Annotated in this window: 15 protein-coding genes; 10 read left to right on the forward strand and 5 right to left on the reverse strand. The window is 59.9% G+C overall.

The window, feature by feature from the left end; genetic code table 11:
- Positions 1-334 precede the first annotated feature (334 nt).
- The 8 genes from ROS217_RS11800 (at position 335) to ROS217_RS11835 (ending at position 9,470) form a co-directional block, all read left to right on the forward strand.
- Positions 335-1,039 (forward strand): GntR family transcriptional regulator, encoded by a 705-nt coding sequence (locus ROS217_RS11800; RefSeq protein WP_009817980.1) that lies wholly within the window; start codon positions 335-337, stop codon positions 1,037-1,039.
- 61 nt (positions 1,040-1,100) lie between these two features.
- Positions 1,101-2,873, forward strand: a complete 1,773-nt coding sequence (gene oxc / locus ROS217_RS11805; RefSeq protein ID WP_009817981.1) for an oxalyl-CoA decarboxylase — start codon at positions 1,101-1,103, stop codon at positions 2,871-2,873.
- Between the two features lie 61 nt (positions 2,874-2,934).
- Positions 2,935-4,206: a formyl-CoA transferase gene (gene frc / locus ROS217_RS11810; protein WP_009817982.1), complete on the forward strand. Its 1,272-nt coding sequence runs from the start codon at positions 2,935-2,937 to the stop codon at positions 4,204-4,206.
- A gap of 57 nt (positions 4,207-4,263) precedes the next feature.
- Complete coding sequence (locus ROS217_RS11815; RefSeq protein WP_254656418.1) at positions 4,264-5,181, forward strand: methionyl-tRNA formyltransferase; 918 nt, start codon at positions 4,264-4,266, stop codon at positions 5,179-5,181.
- A 216-nt stretch (positions 5,182-5,397) separates the two neighbouring features.
- Positions 5,398-6,261, forward strand: a complete 864-nt coding sequence (locus ROS217_RS11820; RefSeq protein ID WP_009817984.1) for a universal stress protein — start codon at positions 5,398-5,400, stop codon at positions 6,259-6,261.
- A 162-nt stretch (positions 6,262-6,423) separates the two neighbouring features.
- The gene (locus ROS217_RS11825; RefSeq protein ID WP_009817985.1) at positions 6,424-7,380 is read left to right on the forward strand and encodes a Bug family tripartite tricarboxylate transporter substrate binding protein; all 957 of its coding nucleotides are present in this window, start codon (positions 6,424-6,426) and stop codon (positions 7,378-7,380) included.
- A gap of 35 nt (positions 7,381-7,415) precedes the next feature.
- Positions 7,416-7,919, forward strand: a complete 504-nt coding sequence (locus ROS217_RS11830) for a tripartite tricarboxylate transporter TctB family protein (protein ID WP_009817986.1) — start codon at positions 7,416-7,418, stop codon at positions 7,917-7,919.
- A gap of 39 nt (positions 7,920-7,958) precedes the next feature.
- Positions 7,959-9,470 (forward strand): tripartite tricarboxylate transporter permease, encoded by a 1,512-nt coding sequence (locus ROS217_RS11835; protein WP_040650558.1) that lies wholly within the window; start codon positions 7,959-7,961, stop codon positions 9,468-9,470.
- Between the two features lie 45 nt (positions 9,471-9,515).
- Here the strand turns inward: ROS217_RS11835 and ROS217_RS11840 are convergent, their stop codons facing one another.
- Complete coding sequence (locus ROS217_RS11840) at positions 9,516-10,922, reverse strand: helix-turn-helix domain-containing protein (protein WP_009817988.1); 1,407 nt, start codon at positions 10,920-10,922, stop codon at positions 9,516-9,518.
- Positions 10,923-11,063: 141 nt separating this feature from the next.
- Between ROS217_RS11840 and ROS217_RS11845 the strand changes: the two genes are divergently transcribed.
- A complete protein-coding gene (locus ROS217_RS11845) occupies positions 11,064-12,116 on the forward strand; it encodes a ketopantoate reductase family protein (protein WP_009817989.1) in 1,053 nt (350 codons plus the stop codon).
- Positions 12,117-12,139: 23 nt separating this feature from the next.
- On the opposite strand, the gene ROS217_RS11850 is transcribed toward ROS217_RS11845, so the two are convergent.
- Genes ROS217_RS11850 through ROS217_RS11860 form a run of 3 tightly spaced genes read right to left on the reverse strand, consistent with a single transcriptional unit; the run spans position 12,140 to position 14,373 of the window.
- Positions 12,140-13,102, reverse strand: coding sequence for an acetyl-CoA carboxylase carboxyltransferase subunit alpha (locus tag ROS217_RS11850; protein WP_040650559.1), 963 nt, complete (start codon positions 13,100-13,102; stop codon positions 12,140-12,142).
- Positions 13,103-13,162: 60 nt separating this feature from the next.
- On the reverse strand, positions 13,163-13,789 hold the full coding sequence (locus ROS217_RS11855) for a hypothetical protein (protein ID WP_009817991.1): 627 nt from the start codon (positions 13,787-13,789) through the stop codon (positions 13,163-13,165).
- Entirely contained in the window at positions 13,777-14,373 is a 597-nt protein-coding gene (locus ROS217_RS11860; RefSeq protein WP_009817992.1) for a LysE family translocator, read from the reverse strand. Before ROS217_RS11860 ends, ROS217_RS11855 begins: the two co-directional genes overlap by 13 nt.
- An 81-nt stretch (positions 14,374-14,454) precedes the next feature.
- Here ROS217_RS11860 and ROS217_RS11865 point away from each other — a divergent pair, with 81 nt between their 5' ends.
- Positions 14,455-14,898, forward strand: coding sequence for an Lrp/AsnC family transcriptional regulator (locus ROS217_RS11865; protein WP_009817993.1), 444 nt, complete (start codon positions 14,455-14,457; stop codon positions 14,896-14,898).
- A gap of 82 nt (positions 14,899-14,980) precedes the next feature.
- On the opposite strand, the gene ROS217_RS11870 is transcribed toward ROS217_RS11865, so the two are convergent.
- On the reverse strand, positions 14,981-15,595 hold the full coding sequence (locus tag ROS217_RS11870) for a LysM peptidoglycan-binding domain-containing protein (protein WP_009817994.1): 615 nt from the start codon (positions 15,593-15,595) through the stop codon (positions 14,981-14,983).
- Between the last annotated feature and the right edge of the window lie 131 nt (positions 15,596-15,726).

A 15,726-nucleotide genomic window follows, 5' to 3' on the forward strand; every position in this document is an offset into this window, starting at 1 on the left:
CGGAGGGGAGTGAGAATGCTGCACCGCAACAAGATGGATGTGATTCGCGGGAGATCATTTTCTCTGGTAGCTTGTGTATTTCTTGAATAAAGTAAATTATAACAATAACTTATTATTACTTATGGTTCTATCCCTCCGATCTGCGCCTAACGCCCGCCGGCTGTGCGAATTGTGCAGGAGAAACAACGCTATCGGCAGGGGTTTGGTAGGCGTATGATGCACCTGCGGCGACGAATTTTCAAAAAACGATTTGCCCGACCTGATATGCTGGTCTATGGTATACCACAGAAGTGAGCATGGCCGCCGAAGGGCACGGGCGCATTGGAGGGATAAGATGAAGCTACGCCCGATCGCGTCAAAATTCACGCTCAAGGACCATGTCTACGACCGTCTGCGAGAAGCGATCTTGGAAATGGACATCTATGATCAAAATGCCGATCTGCGGCTCGATGAACGCTCGCTGGCCGAGCAGTTGAACATCTCGCGCACGCCGCTTCGCGATGCGATTGCCCGGCTCGAGGCGGATGGATTGGTGACGGTGGTTCCGCGCAAGGGGGTCTATGTCCAGCGCAAGAGCCTGGAAGAGATCCTGGAGATGATCATCGCTTGGGCGGCTTTGGAGAGTATGGCAGCGCGCCTGGCGGCGACTGCGGCAACCGACATAGAAATCGCGATGCTGCGCAAGATCGCCTCGAAATACAATGACGAGCTGTCAGCGACGCGGATTGCAGAATACTCGGACGATAACCTGAAGTTCCACCTGCATATTCTGGAGATATCCCATTGTGCATTGCTCAAGAGCATGGCGGAGGGATTGTTTCTGCATATTCAGGCGGTGCGTCTGCGGTCGATGTGGGAGGGGGATCGCGTCAAGCGGTCGGTCGTCGATCATGCGGAAATCATCGAGGCGTTGGAGCGCCGCGATGCCGATGAGGCCGCCGAGCGGGTGCGCGAGCACACGATGCAACTGCATCAGCATATTCGCAAAACATGGGGCAGGCTGGAACTGACCCGCAACGCAGCTTTGAACACGGCCTAGCTATCACGCCTGTCACCGCTGAGATCGCGGGGCGAGGCAGAATTGAAACGGGAGGAACTACATGGCACTCGCCAGCGCACACGCATCGGCCAACACGGGGTCAGAGGTGGATATCAATAGCCTCACAGACGGTTTTCACCTTCTGATTGATGCGCTCAAACTCAACGGGATCGAGACGATTTACAACGTGCCCGGCATTCCGATCACGGATCTGGGGCGCTATGCGCAGGGCCAAGGCATGCGGGTGATTTCGTTCCGGCACGAGCAGCATGCGGGTTATGCGGCCTCGGTCGCGGGGTTTCTGACCAAGATGCCGGGTGTGTGCATGACGGTTTCGGCCCCCGGTTTCATGAATGGTCTCACCGCGCTTGCGAATGCGACCACGAATTGCTGGCCGATGATCCTGATTTCCGGCTCGTCCGAGCGGGAGATCGTGGACCTTGCCCAGGGCGATTACGAGGAAATGGACCAATTGGCCATGGCGCGGCCGTTTTGCAAGGCGTCCTACCGTCTGACCTATGCGCAGGATATCGGCATTGCGGTGGCGCGGGCCATCCGCTCGGCGATTTCGGGGCGGCCCGGTGGCGTCTATCTTGATATTCCCGGCGCGATGCTGGGGCAGGTGATGGATGCGGCAGAGGGCGCACGCTCGCTGGTCAAGGTGATCGAGCCTGCGCAGCGTCAGATCCCGGCCCAGTCGGCGATTGATCGCGCCATTGAGGTCATGAAGGGCGCAAAGCGTCCGCTGATCGTGCTGGGCAAGGGTGCTGCCTATGACCAATGTGATGACCTGATCCGCGAATTGGTGGAGAAATCCGGCTATCCGTTCCTGCCGATGTCGATGGCCAAGGGTTTGTTGCCCGACACCCATCCGCAATGTGCCGCGGCCGCGCGGTCGATGGTCCTCAAAGATTCTGATGTGGTCATCATGATGGGCGCACGGATCAACTGGTTGCTCAGCCACGGCAAGGGCAAGCAGTGGGGCGAGCCGGGGGCAAAGCGCTTTGTCCAGATGGATATCGAGGCCGAGGAGATGGATTCCAACGTCGAGATCGCGGCCCCCATTGTGGGTGACGTTGGGTCTTGCTGTGAGGCTCTCCTCAAGGCCATGGACGGGGCCGGGATCGCCCCGCCGAAAGAGTGGCTGGATGCGGTGAATTCCAAGGCCACGGCCAATATGGAAAAGATGGATGCGCGGCTGCGCAACAACAACGACCCGATGGATTATCACGGCGCGCTCGGGGTGATCAAAGATGCGATCAACGACAATCCCGACACGATCCTCGTAAACGAGGGCGCCAACACGCTCGATATGTGCCGCTCGATCGTCAATATCCACAAGCCGCGTCACCGGATCGACGTGGGCACCTGGGGTGTGATGGGGATCGGCATGGGTTCGGCCATCGCGGCGGCCATCGAGACCGGCAAGCGGGTGCTGGCGGTTGAGGGCGACAGCGCCTTTGGCTTCTGCGGGATGGAGATCGAGACGGTCTGCCGCTACAACCTGCCGATTTGCACGGTCGTGTTCAACAATGACGGCATTTATCGCGGCGATGGTGAGAACTGGGGCGGCGGTGACGATCCGGCAACCACGGTTTTTGTCAAAGGCTCGCGCTATGACATGATGATCGAGGCATTTGGCGGGGTGGGTGTCATCGCCCGCTCGCCGGATGAGCTGCGCAAGGCGGTTTATGAGGCGCTCGACAGTGGCAAACCCACGTTGATCAACGCGATCATTGACCCGGCAGCGGGCAAGGAAAGCGGCAATATCGGCAACCTGAACCCGCAATCGGTGGTGGCGCAACGCCTCTATCCGCAAGCGCGCAAAGACTGAACACAGAACGAAACTGGGGCGTGGGCGACCAGCCCACGCAGCTCAGAAGATGGAGAACCCTATGAAAGCTCTTGAAGGCGTCAAGATCCTCGACTTCACCCATGTGCAATCGGGACCGACCTGCACGCAACTCTTGGCGTGGTTCGGTGCAGATGTGATCAAGGTGGAGCGTCCCGGTGTCGGTGACGCAACGCGCAAGCAACTGGTGGACGTGCCCGGCGCGGACAGCCTCTATTTCACCATGCTGAACCACAACAAGCGCTCGATCGAGCTCAACCCCAAGACCGACGCGGGCAAGGAGGTGCTGACGCGCCTTGTTGAGACCTGCGACGTGCTGGTCGAGAATTTCGCGCCCGGTGCTCTGGACCGGATGGGCTTTAGCTGGGAGCGGATTCAGGAAATCAATCCGCGCATCATCATGGCCTCAGTCAAGGGGTTTGGCCCCGGCAAATACGAGGATTGCAAGGTCTATGAGAACGTCGCGCAATGCGCGGGCGGAGCTGCCTCGACCACCGGGTTCCTTGATGGTCCGCCGCTTGTGACGGGCGCGCAGATTGGCGACAGCGGCACGGGTCTGCATCTGGCTTTGGGTATTGTGACCGCGCTCTATCAGCGCGAGCGTTCGGGCCGGGGGCAAAAGGTATTGGCACCGATGCAGGACGGGGTGATCAACCTCTGCCGCGTCAAGCTGCGCGATCAGCAGCGTTTGCAGGTGGGGCCGCTGACCGAATATTCACAGTATGGCGCAGGCATTCCGTTTGGCGATGCGACGCCGCGCGCGGGCAATGACTCCGGTGGCGGTCAGCCCGGCCGTATCCTGAAATGCAAGGGCTGGGAGACCGATCCCAACGCCTACACGTATTTCATCACGCAGGCGGCTGTCTGGGAGAAGGTGTGCGACGTCATTGGCGAGCCGGATTGGAAGACCGCGCCTGGCTATGGCACCCCGGCCGACCGGTTGGACAAGCTCGACGCGATTTTTGCGCGGATCGAAGAATGGACCATGACCAAGACCAAGTTCGAGGTGATGGACATCTGTAATCCGCATGACATTCCGGTCGGTCCGATCCTGTCCACCAAGGAGATCATGGAAGACGAAGGCCTGCGCAAGACCGGGACCATCGTCGACGTCGATCACCCGACGCGGGGCCGCTACACGACAGTGGGTTGTCCGATCAAGCTATCGGACAGTTCGGTTGAGGTGACGCGCTCGCCGCTTTTGGGGGAACACACCCAAGAGATCCTGCGCGATGTGCTGGGATATGATGGCGAAGACTTGGCCCGGATCATGGACTCTGGTGCCGTCGGAAGTGCGAAACAAGCTGCCGAATAATGAATGGGTGACGGCAAGGCCGGCGCAGACCGGCCACCCGCACAACGGGAGGATCGAATGCGACTTATAGTAATGGGGCAACAGGCCTTTGGCAAAGATGTGCTGGCCAAGCTGCTCGACACCGGGACAGACGAAGTTGTTGCGGTTTATTGCGAGCCTGATCGTGACGGAAAGCCCGTCGATCCGGTCAAGGAACTCGCGCTGGAAAAGGGCCTGCCGGTCCACCAGCCTGCCAATTTCGATGATCCCGCCTCGCTCGAGGTTCTGGCGGGGCATCAGGCCGATCTGATGGTGATGGCCTTTGTCAATGTGTTCGTGCCCGAGGCCGCGCGCGATACGCCGACCCATGGTTCAATCTGCTTTCACCCGTCCTTGTTGCCGCTGCATCGCGGACCCTCGGCGGTCAACTGGCCGATCATCATGGGGTCCACCAAGTCTGGCTATTCGTGGTTCTACCCGTCGGATGGCTTGGACGAGGGCGACAGCCTGTTGCAGTGGGACTGTGAGATCGGCCCGGATGACACGGTGATCGACCTCTATTTCAAGAAGATCTATCCGAGCGCCGTGGAGAGCGTGCTGACGGTCTGTGATCTCTATCGCAAGGGCAATCCACCGCGCATCGTTCCGGACGAGGACGAGGCCACCTATGAGCGGCGCTGCACGCGCACCCATTCGCGCATCGAATGGCATCGCCCGGTGAAGCAGGTCTATGACCTCATTCGCGGCACCAATCCGGCGCCGGGGGCCTGGACCACGCTGAACGGGGCCGAGGTCGATGTCTATGACTGCGCGCTTGTGCCGGGGGACGGTATTTCGGGCCGCGTGCGCGAGGTGTCCGATGCCGGCGTGGCCGTGCAATGTGTGGGCGGACGGATCCTGATCAAGCGGGTGCGTCCCAAGGGTGGGGCAAAAGTGCCTGCGAGCGAATGGGCCGCCTCTGTTGATCTTGCGCCGGGGGCGACACTGGGAAGCTGATCTCGAAACCATAGCAAAGGGAGCGCAACATGACAGGCTTGGAAAACGACCACGCCACTACAGCAGGGCAGAGCCAGAACGCGGGCGGCCCATCGGGCGCAGGTCCGGCATGCTGATCCGCTGCGCTCTCGTGATCGCGCCGCTTTCGGGCCACGGGCCTCAGGCGCGGTTCCTTTCCATCAACGCCGCAGGCGTTCCCAACGAGTTCTTTTGATCATGCGCCAGAGCACACTTCACACCATCATGATGCCGGTTCGCGGAGACGGTCGGGGACCGGTCCTGTTTGCGCATGCTGCAGCCCTCGCAAAACGCTTTAATGCGCATGTGCGGGTGGTGCATTGCCACCCCAAGGCCGAGGATATGATGCCTTATGGCGTGGTGATCCCGTCGTTCTTGCGCAAGCAGCTGGAAGAGGCGAGTCTCAAGCGCGCCGATTACGAACAGAACTATCTGCGCGACAAGTTTGTTGCCGATGCCGCGCGTCACGGGATCAGTGTTGAACCGCGCGCGGTTGGCAAGCCCACGGCGGCATTCCGGGAATATGAGGGCAAGCAGGTAGAGGTGGTGCGTCACTATGGGCGACTTGCCGATCTGATCTGCGTGGCCAAGCCCAATCAGGACGAGAACCTAGGATACAACACGTTGAAATCGGCGCTCTTTTCTTCGGGACGTCCGGTTCTGGTCTGTCCGGACACCGATCAGGTTGCGGCCGATATCGGCAGCCATGTGGCGATCGGCTGGAATGGCTCGCTCGAGGCATCGCGTGCGGTGGCCCTGGCGATGCCGCTGATCGAGGGTGCGGATCAGGTGACGATCCTGACGGCAGGGCGAATCGACCACACCGCGACACCCGAAGAATTTCGGCATTATCTGGCCCAGCGGGGCATCACGTCGCAAATTCATGGGTTCGAGCGCAGCGGCAATGTGGGGCGCACGCTCTTGGAAAAATGCGCCGAAGTGGGGGCAAACATGCTGATCATGGGGGCCTATCACGAAAGTTACGAGCGGGAGTCGCTGCTTGGCGGCAATTCCGCGACCATCGTGGCCGAAGCCACAATTCCGGTGGTCATGGTGCATTGAGGCGTTGAGCAAAAGTATCGGAAATTTGTGGACAGGGACAGGAGGACGACAGCAAACTCAAGACTGGTTTGGATGAGCACCAAGAAAAGGCCGAGGAGGGCCGAGGGCGCATCAGAACCTTACTGCATCTGGCCGGATAGCGGCCATTAATGGGAGGAAGACATGAATATTCTGAAAACTTTAGCATTTGGCATCGCCGCGTTGGGGCTCACTGCTCCGGCGGCAATGGCAGAGTGGCAGCCGCGCAAGCCGATCGACTTTGTCATCATGGCGGGTCCGGGTGGCGGCGCCGACCAGATCGCACGCTTTATTCAGTCGGTGGCTGAGAAAAAGGACATGACCAGCCGTCCGCTCATCCCCAACAATAAGGGTGGTGGCTCTGGTGCAGAAGCGCTGATCTGGCTGAATACGGCAAGCGATCCGGATCACACCATTCTGGTGACGCTCAACTCGTTCTTCTCGACACCGATCCGTCAGCCCGATCTGGGCATCGACATCCAGAACTTTACCCCGATTGCAATGATGGGTGTCGACCCCTTCGCGCTCTGGGTTCAGAAGGACAGCGGAATCGAGACTTTTGAGCAGTGGGTCGAGACGGTCAAAGCGGCGGATGGTGAGTATACCACCGGCGGCACCGGCACCGGTCAGGAAGACAGCATCGTGTTTGCCTACCTGAACAACGCCTTCGACCTGAAGTCGAAATACATCCCATTTGACGGCGGCGGCGCGGTTGCGGCGGCTCTGGCCGGCAAGCAGATCATGGCGACAGTGAACAACCCGGCAGAAGCACGTGGCTTCTTCCAGTCGGGCGACGTGCGGCCGCTTCTGGTCTTCTCTGACGAGCAGATGAGTGCCTATCCGGACATTCCGACGCTCAAGGAAAAGGGCCACGATTTCAGCTATTACAATCAGCGGGCCGTTGTTGGTGCGCCGGGCATGTCGGATGAGGCAGCAGCCTATTACCAGAAGCTCTTTGAGGACATCTTCAACTCTGAAGAATGGCAGGGCTATCTGGAGGCAGAGTCTCTGTCTCCGCTGTGGATGAACCCGGAAGAGCAGCGCGCCTACTGGCAGTTGCAGGTCGAGAACCACACCAAGCTTCTTGCTGGCATGAAGTGATCTGAAAACTTAACTCACAACAAGGAGGGCTAGCCATGCGGGTTGGCGAAATAGTGACGGCGGGCGTGCTGGCCCTCCTATCCATCTACCTGATGTACAAGGCATCGGCGAACGGGATTGGCTTTGTTGCCAAGACCGGACCACAGGGCGGCTTCTGGCCATTCTGGCTATCGCTGGGCATGCTGATCTCAACCGGCTTTATCGCCCTGAACTGGGTGCGGGGCACGTCTCCGCAGTCCCAGTCGGATGAACCGGTGCTCGACTCTTATGGGCTCAAGACGCTGTTGCTCGTAGGGGGTGGTATCATTGGCTTTGTGGCGCTGATCGACATCGTGTCGATGTATGGCGCGGTGGCCATCTTCATGCTGTACTATCTCAAGGTTCTCGGACGCCACGGCTGGTTTCTGACCAGTATGATGGTGCTGCTGTTCCCGCTTGGGCTGTTCTTCTTCTTTGAAGGGCTGATGCAAATCTCGATGCCGACCGGCATGGGATTCACCGAGCCGGTGTTCAATGTCCTCTACGAAATCATCTACTGAGCCGGTCACGGCCTAGCTGACAAAAGGGCGACCCAACAAATGGAAATTCTATCTCTACTTGGCGACGGCATACTTGTCGCAGTGCAACCTCTTAACCTATTGCTCATCTTTGTCGGCGTGACTCTCGGGCTCTTTATCGGCGCAATGCCGGGTCTGGGATCGGTGAACGGTGTGGCAATCCTCTTGCCGATCACCTTCCTTGTCCCGCCGGGATCAGCGATCATCTTTTTGGCCGCCATCTACTATGGTGCCATGTATGGGGGGGCTATTTCGTCGATCACCTTGGGTATTCCCGGGGCATCGACGGCGGTCGCCACCACCTTTGACGGGCGACCACTGGCGCTGCAGGGCAAGGCGCGACTTGCCCTGGTGGCGGCAGCGATTGCCTCGTTCGTCGGGGGAACGGTGTCGGTCGTGCTCTTCACCGGCTTTGCTCCGCTTTTGGCGACGGTGGCCCTCAGCTTTGGTCCGCCTGAAATCTTTGCGCTGATGCTTCTGGCCTTTGCAACCTTTGTGGGCCTTGGCGGTGACGATATCGCCAAGACGGTGTTCTCCATCTGTTTTGGTCTCGTTCTGGCCACGGTCGGGTTTGACCAGATTTCCGGCGCACCGCGACTGGTTCTGTTCGAAATGAACGGATTTCTTGGGGGCATCAGCTTTCTTGTTCTCGCCATCGGTGTCTATGGCATCGGCGAGATGATCTGGACGATTGAATCGACACGGGGCGAAGTGACCAATACCGAGGCAAAGATTTCGGTAAAGGGCATCTTTGAGGACACCGGCACGACGTTCAAAAAGGGTTGGAAGGGCATGTCCATCGGCTCCTTCCTTGGCTTCTTCGTTGGCGTGCTTCCGGCGGCGGGGGCGACACCGGCCTCGCTCATGTCCTATGGCGTGACCAAGATGATCTCGAAGCGTCCAGATGATTTCGGCAAGGGACATGTCGGAGGCGTGGCGGCCCCGGAAGCGGCGAACAACTCTGCTTCCACCGGGTCCATGCTGCCGATGCTGACCTTGGGCATTCCCGGCTCTCCCACCACCGCCATTCTGCTAGGTGGTATGGTGATCTGGGGTCTGACGCCCGGTCCGCGCCTCTTTGTGGAACAGTCGGATTTCGTCTGGGGTCTGATTGGATCGTTCTATGTCTCCAACTTCTTTGCCGTGATCGTGAACCTTGCCTTCATCCCGCTGTTTATCTGGATGCTGCGCATGCCCTTTACCGTGCTGGCACCGCTGATCTTTGTGCTCTCGGTTGTCGGTGGCTATGCGGCGATGCAGGATATGTTCGACATCTGGCTGCTGCTGATCTTTGGCTTTGGCGCGTTCTTCCTGCGCAAGTTCGACTATCCGGTGGCGCCTGCGGTTCTGGCCATCGTGCTGGGTCCGATTGCCGAGCCGACGCTGCGCCAATCGTTGCTTCTGTCCTCGGGTGATCCGGCGATCTTCTTTAACCGGCCGATTTCGGCGCCGATCATGATCGTGGCGATCATCCTGATCCTGATGCCCGCGTTCAAGTATCTGCGTCCGCGGCGGGCCAAGCCGGCGGAATAAGAAACTGTCGAGTAAAATGGGAAGGGGGGCCAATCGGCCCCCCTTTCAGCTTTCATAGCGGGTGCTGCCGCGCCGGTTCTCGTCAATCGGCAGTTCCATCAACAAGGGCTGATGCGCGCGCTGCGAACAGGCCTGGCGCGGGCAGAGGTTGCAGTTGAGGCCGATGGGTGCATAAAGTTTGGGATCGTCGAAATTGTAGCTCGAGGCATAGCGCAGGCGCTGCGCGTATTTCGCCTCGCACCCAAGGGCAAGAGTCAGGCGGCGGTCCTGCGTTTCCTCACTGAACACCGGGCGATGCACCGTGCGGCTGACGGTGAAATAGCGCGCGCCATCGGGCATTTCGACAAATTGCGGCATCATCACGCCGGGTTGGTAAAAAGCCGTGTGAATGTTCCAGACCGGACAGGAGCCGCCATATTCCGCAAGGTGAAATGAGGTGGAATTGAAACGTTTGGTGACATTCCCGGCCTTGTCGATGCGCAGAAAGAAGAACGGCACGCCGCGCGCGCCCTCGCGCTGCAAGGTGGTCAGGCGCTGGCAGACCTGTTCGAACGAGGTGCTGAACACCGCAGCGATCCGGTCGATGTCATAGGCGGCCGCCTCTGCTTCGCGCAGGAAGGCGTCATAGGGCATGAGAAAGGCGGCGGCGAAGTAATTGGCAAGTTCCACCCGCAGCCGGGCCAGAGCGTGTTGTGAATCGAGCCCGCTGCGGTTGACGATCCCCGACAGCACGTCAGGATAGGCAACGAGGCAGAGAACATGGGCGAGTTGAAAGGCGCGGTTGGAGGTGTCGAGCGCCTGAGACAGATGCACCACCCCGGTGGCCTCGTCATAATACCGCAGCGCATCGCCCAGATCCCCGATCCGCCGGACTCGCACGGTGATGCCATGCCGCGTCCGAAGCCGCTCGCGCAGATCGAAATAGCGGTCTTCGGGCGAGGTGAACTCTCCCTCGCGTGCGCTTTCTGAGGCGTGCTCGAGCTCTGGGAAATGGTTGCCGTGGTCGCGAAAGAAATTGTGGATGACGGTCTCGGGCGAGCTGCGCAGCAATTCATCGGCGGCGTTGTCGCCGGCAAGGCTCAGGATCTTTTCCAGTGCAGTGCGATATGCGCCGTGCAATTCGAGAAAGAGATCGACGACGCGTGGCGCGTGATCCACCGCGCCGCGCAATTCCTGAAGATCGGGGCGGTCTGAGGCAAAGACCGGGTCGCGCACCGCAAGGCGCAGATCCGCCACCCGGCGCGCGGTCTCGTCGCGGGTCAGGTCGCGCCAATCGACGGCATAGGCATCCGCCAGTGACATCAGCATCTGCACCGACAAGCTGCGCTGATTGTTTTCGAGCAGGTTGATGTAGGAGGGGCTGACATTCAGCATCCGGGCCATATCGGCCTGAGTCTGGCCCCGGTCGCGTCTCAACTGACGGAGCCGGGGGCCAATGAGCGTCTTTGCCATGGGAATCCTTACAACATTACAGAAATTAGATTTGTAATGTTTACCATACACACATTGACATTAATTTCGTAGTGAAATCGGCGGGGTTCTATATAGTCGAGGGATCAATCACAGTAGCAAGATTCTATCGAAAGGACGGACATGGCTTATCGTATCGTAATCCTCGGGGCCTCTTATGGCTCTCTGCTTGGCACCAAGTTGCTGATGGCCGGGCAGGATGTGACGTTGGTCTGCCGTCAGTCCACCGCCGATCTGATCAATGCCGAGGGCACCGACGTGCGCATCAAGCTGCGTGACGAAGCAGAGCATCGCTCGTTCCGGTCGCATGACCTGCCCGGCACGCTCAACGCGCTGACACCCGAGGATGTGAACCCCGCCGAGTATGACATGGTGGCGCTTGCCATGTCAGAGCCGCAATACTGCGCCGACAATATCGTCGACCTCTTGGGTCGGATCGCGGCGGCGGGCACGCCGTGCCTGTCGATTATGAACATGCCGCCGCTGCCCTATTTGCGCCGGGTTCCGGGACTGGATACCTCGAAACTTGAGGCGGCCTATACCTGTCCGCGGGCCTGGGCGGCGTTCAAGCCCGGCACCGTGACCCTGTGCAGCCCCGATCCGCAGGCCTACCGCGTGGCCGAGGATGGCGCGAATACGCTGCATGTCGGGCTGCCGACCAATTTCAAGGCCGCGATTTTCGAGGATGAGGCTCATAATCGCATTCTGCGTGACCTTGAGGCCGCGATTGACGCGGTGACGGTCGATGGCAAGGACGTGCCGGTCAAACTGCGGGTCTTCGACTCGATCTATGTGCCCTTTGCCAAGTGGAGCATGCTGCTCACGGGCAATTACCGCTGTGTTCTGCCGGAAGGTGCGCGCCCGATCAAAGAGGCGGTGCATGGCGATGTGGCCTTGTCCGAGAAGATCTACAGCACCGTCGATGATGTGGTGCGCCGTCTTGGGGCGGATGCGGACGACGCCGTGCCTTTTGCCAAATATGCAAACGCGGCCAATGGCTTGCTCAAACCGTCCTCGGCTGCACGCGCGATTGAAGGCGGGGCGGATCGGATCGAGCGGGTCGATATGCTGGTGAAACTCATCGCCGAGCAGCAAGGCATCGAGTCGGCTGAGTTCTCGGGAATCGTCGAGACAGTGAACGCGCGGCTCAAGGCGAACCGGCGCGACGCGGCCTGAGGCGAAGTATCAGCGCTCGCGGCTCAGGCCGCGAGCCCCTTGGTTCCCATCCGCAGAAATTTCTCGCGCCGATCCTTGATAAGGGCGGCGCGATCTTTTTTCGCAAGTTCTGACAGCATTGCCTCAATCGTCTTACCCACGGCAGCGATGGTGCGGGCGGAATCGCGGTGCGCCCCTCCCAAGGGTTCGTCAATGACGCGGTCCGCGACGCCAAGCCGGGTCAGATCCTGTGCCGTGAGGCGCAGCGCTTCGGCGGCTTCGCGCATCTTTTCGGCATCCTTCCACAGGATCGAGGCGCAGCCTTCGGGTGAGATCACGGAATACACCGAATGCTCCAGCATGGCCACGCGGTTGGCCGAGGCAAAGGCCACAGCCCCGCCTGATCCACCTTCGCCGATGATGACCGACACCAGCGGCACGCCGATGGCAAGACAGGTCTCGGTGGAGCGGGCAATCGCCTCGCTTTGCCCCCGCTCTTCGGCGCCCTTGCCGGGATAGGCACCGGGCGTGTCCACCAGCGTGATCACCGGCAGGCCGAAACGGTCGGCCATCTGCATGAGGCGCACGGCCTTGCGATAGCCCTCGGGGCGGGCCATGCCAAAGTTGCGGGCGATCCGGCTCTTGGTATCGTTGCCTTTTTCATGGCCTATGACCATCACGGGGCGGTCCTTCAGCCGCGCAAGCCCGCCCATGACGGCATGATCTTCGCCAAAGACGCGGTCCCCGGCGAGCGGGGTATAATCGGAAAACAACGCCTCGATATAGTCGCGGCAATGCGGGCGGTCGGGGTGACGCGCCACCTGACATTTCCGCCACGGGGTCAGCGTTCTATAGAGGTCATGCAGCATCTCGGCGGCCTTGGCATCAAGAGCTGCAGCCTCGGCATCGACGTTCATTTCGGCATTGCCGCGGGCAAGTGCGCGCAGTTCCTCGGCCTTGCCTTCAATCTCGGCCAGCGGCTTTTCAAAGTCGAGGTAGTTGGTCATTGCTGTCATGTCTCCACGGTTGCCGTGGGGTTATATGGCTGGAAGAGGGGTGATTTGCAATCACAACCGGGCGAGGGCGGCGCGTAGGGCCGGCTCTGGTGAGGTCAGCACTGGCTGTGCGAGGTCGGTGAGATACCGGGCCGCCCCAGCCATCGAAACCTGAGCCAGAACGATTGCTGTGATATCAGGATGTTGCGCGATATAGATCCGGGTTTCTCTGGCGATGGCGCGGGCGAAATCATCGTGGTTGTCTGCGGCGAAAAGCGGCCAGAGAGACAAGAGAGGGAGGGCGTGTATGGGGTGCGGATTGGCGGTGCAGTGCAGGGCGCGGGTGAGGAGGGCGAGGCTGGGCGCTCGGGTGCTGTCGAGGCAATAGACCATGAGCACCGGGCCACCGGAGTCCGCCGCCACCTGCATCATTGGTGCGTCGATCCGCAGCGCGCCTGCGGACTCGGCTATGGGACCGATCGTGGTGCAGGTGCAAAGAACAGGGGTGGGGTGTTTATGAATTTCTTTTTTGATTTCAGAGATCAAATCCTCTGTCATGGCCTCTTGGGCACGGCTCAGGAAATCCGGGCGCAGGATATGATGAAGCGTCACATCCGGTGCGATGCCATCGCGCAGCGCGTCAAAAGTGGCGCGGTGGGCCTCTGCGGTATGCAGCAAGGTCAGCGTCATGCGGGCCATAGCACAGGGATCAGTGTCGCGACCAAGAGGGCAGCCATGAGCCAGTTGAAGACACGCAGGCGGGTTTGGTTCTTGAGCAGGCGGCGGAGTTGTTGGCCGAGCAGGGTCCAGCTTGTGGTGCTGACGGATGAGACCACAACATATACGCCAGAGACCCAGAGAACCGAGGCCAGATCGCGCCCGGTGGCATAGAGGGTGATGGCAGAGAGCGCCATGCTCCATGCCTTTGGATTGACCCATTGGAATGCCGCAGACTGTAGGAAAGTCAATGGCTTACCGGAGGTTTCGGCGTCGCGGGGTGGGGCGGCGTGGGCGATTTTCCACGCGAGATAGAGGAGATAGGTGACGGAGCCGATCTTGAGCAGGGTGTAGCTGAGCGGCCATAGGTCGAAGACCTGCATCACGCCGAGGCCCACACATGCTACCATTAGGGGAAACCCAAGGCCGATCCCCAGCATATGGGGGATGGAGCGGGCAAAACCGAAGTTCGTCCCCGAGGCCATGAGCATGAGGTTGTTCGGTCCCGGAGTCATGACCGTGACAAAGCAAAACGTGGCGAGGGCGGTGAGCAATTCGAGTGTCATGGCACAATTCTATGCGATTTTTCGTGGTGTGGAATTGTGTTTTGTTGTGATTGTGCACATTCTCTGCAATATAATTCGCTCATGGACAAGATCAGTGAACGTATATTGCAAGAGTTAAGCCGCGATGGGCGGATCAGCAATCTGGAGTTGGCCGAACGGGTGGGACTGTCACCGTCCGCGTGCCTGCGACGGGTGCAGGATCTGGAGCGGCGGGGCGTGATCGCAGGCTATCGCGCGGTGCTGAATCGTGGCGCGCTTGGCATTGGGTTTCTGGCCTATATCACGGTCGGGCTGAACAGCCACACCAAGGCCAGTCGGGTGGCCTTTGAGCAGGCGATGAGCCGCGCGCCGGAGGTGGTGGAATGCCATAATATCACCGGCGCGGTGGAGTATCTCTTGCGGGTCGAAGTGCCTGATCTGGTGGCCTACAAGCGGTTTCACACTGATGTTCTCGGCACGCTGCCGCAGGTCAATGCGATCACATCCTATGTGGTGATGGGCTCGCCCAAGGATGGGCGTGGATAATTTGTGCCATTGAAAATGAAAGGGGGCCGCTGGTTCGGCCCCTCAATCACTCCTGCCATCGTAACGGGTTTGCCCTGAAAAATCAGGGCGTTGGAAGGTTAAGCACCTGACCGACGCGCAGCCGCTCGGAGGGCTGCATGCTGTCGCTATTGGCGGCGAAAATATCGGATTGTTTCGCGAGGTCGCCGTAAAAGCGATAGGCGATCGAGGCAAGGCTGTCGCCGGTGGCGACGGTATAGGTGCTGGGCACGCGGGGGCGGGCCGGTTGGGACAGGGCGCTGAGAAGAAGTGCTGTATCGACGCGCCCTTCGGCTGTGACAAGCCCTTGTGGCACCTCGACCCGGCCCTTTTGGGCGGCGTCATTCACGAGGGCGTCGATATAGGTCTCGGATTGGCTCTGTTGCAGCGCGCCAAGCACCATCGAGTCAAGTGTTGTCACGGCCGGTGCGGAGGCGACGACAGCCGGTGCCCATTTGGTGGGTTGGACTGGCTGCTCGGCAAGGGGCGCGCTGGTAACCTCTGGCTCTGGCTGACGGGCCGGGGCGTTTACTGTTGAGAGGTCCGGTGCGGCGCGGGTGACATAGGTATCGGTCAGCGGAAGGGCGTCCACCGATGGGCGTGGTTTGCCGGGTTGAACAAGGATCAGCGCAAGGGTGATGGCAAAAAATCCTGCCGCGATCAGGGTGGCACGCAACATTCTAATACCCCAAATAAATCAATGATATAGTCGTGAAGTTTGAAAGGGTGATCGGGGAAAATTCGGCCGATTGATGGCCTGTGACGTGGTTGAACACGGCGCTTCCCCTTTGAATTTTTAGGTCCGGCGGG

Source organism: Roseovarius sp. 217 (assembly GCF_000152845.1).
GTDB lineage: Bacteria > Pseudomonadota > Alphaproteobacteria > Rhodobacterales > Rhodobacteraceae > Roseovarius.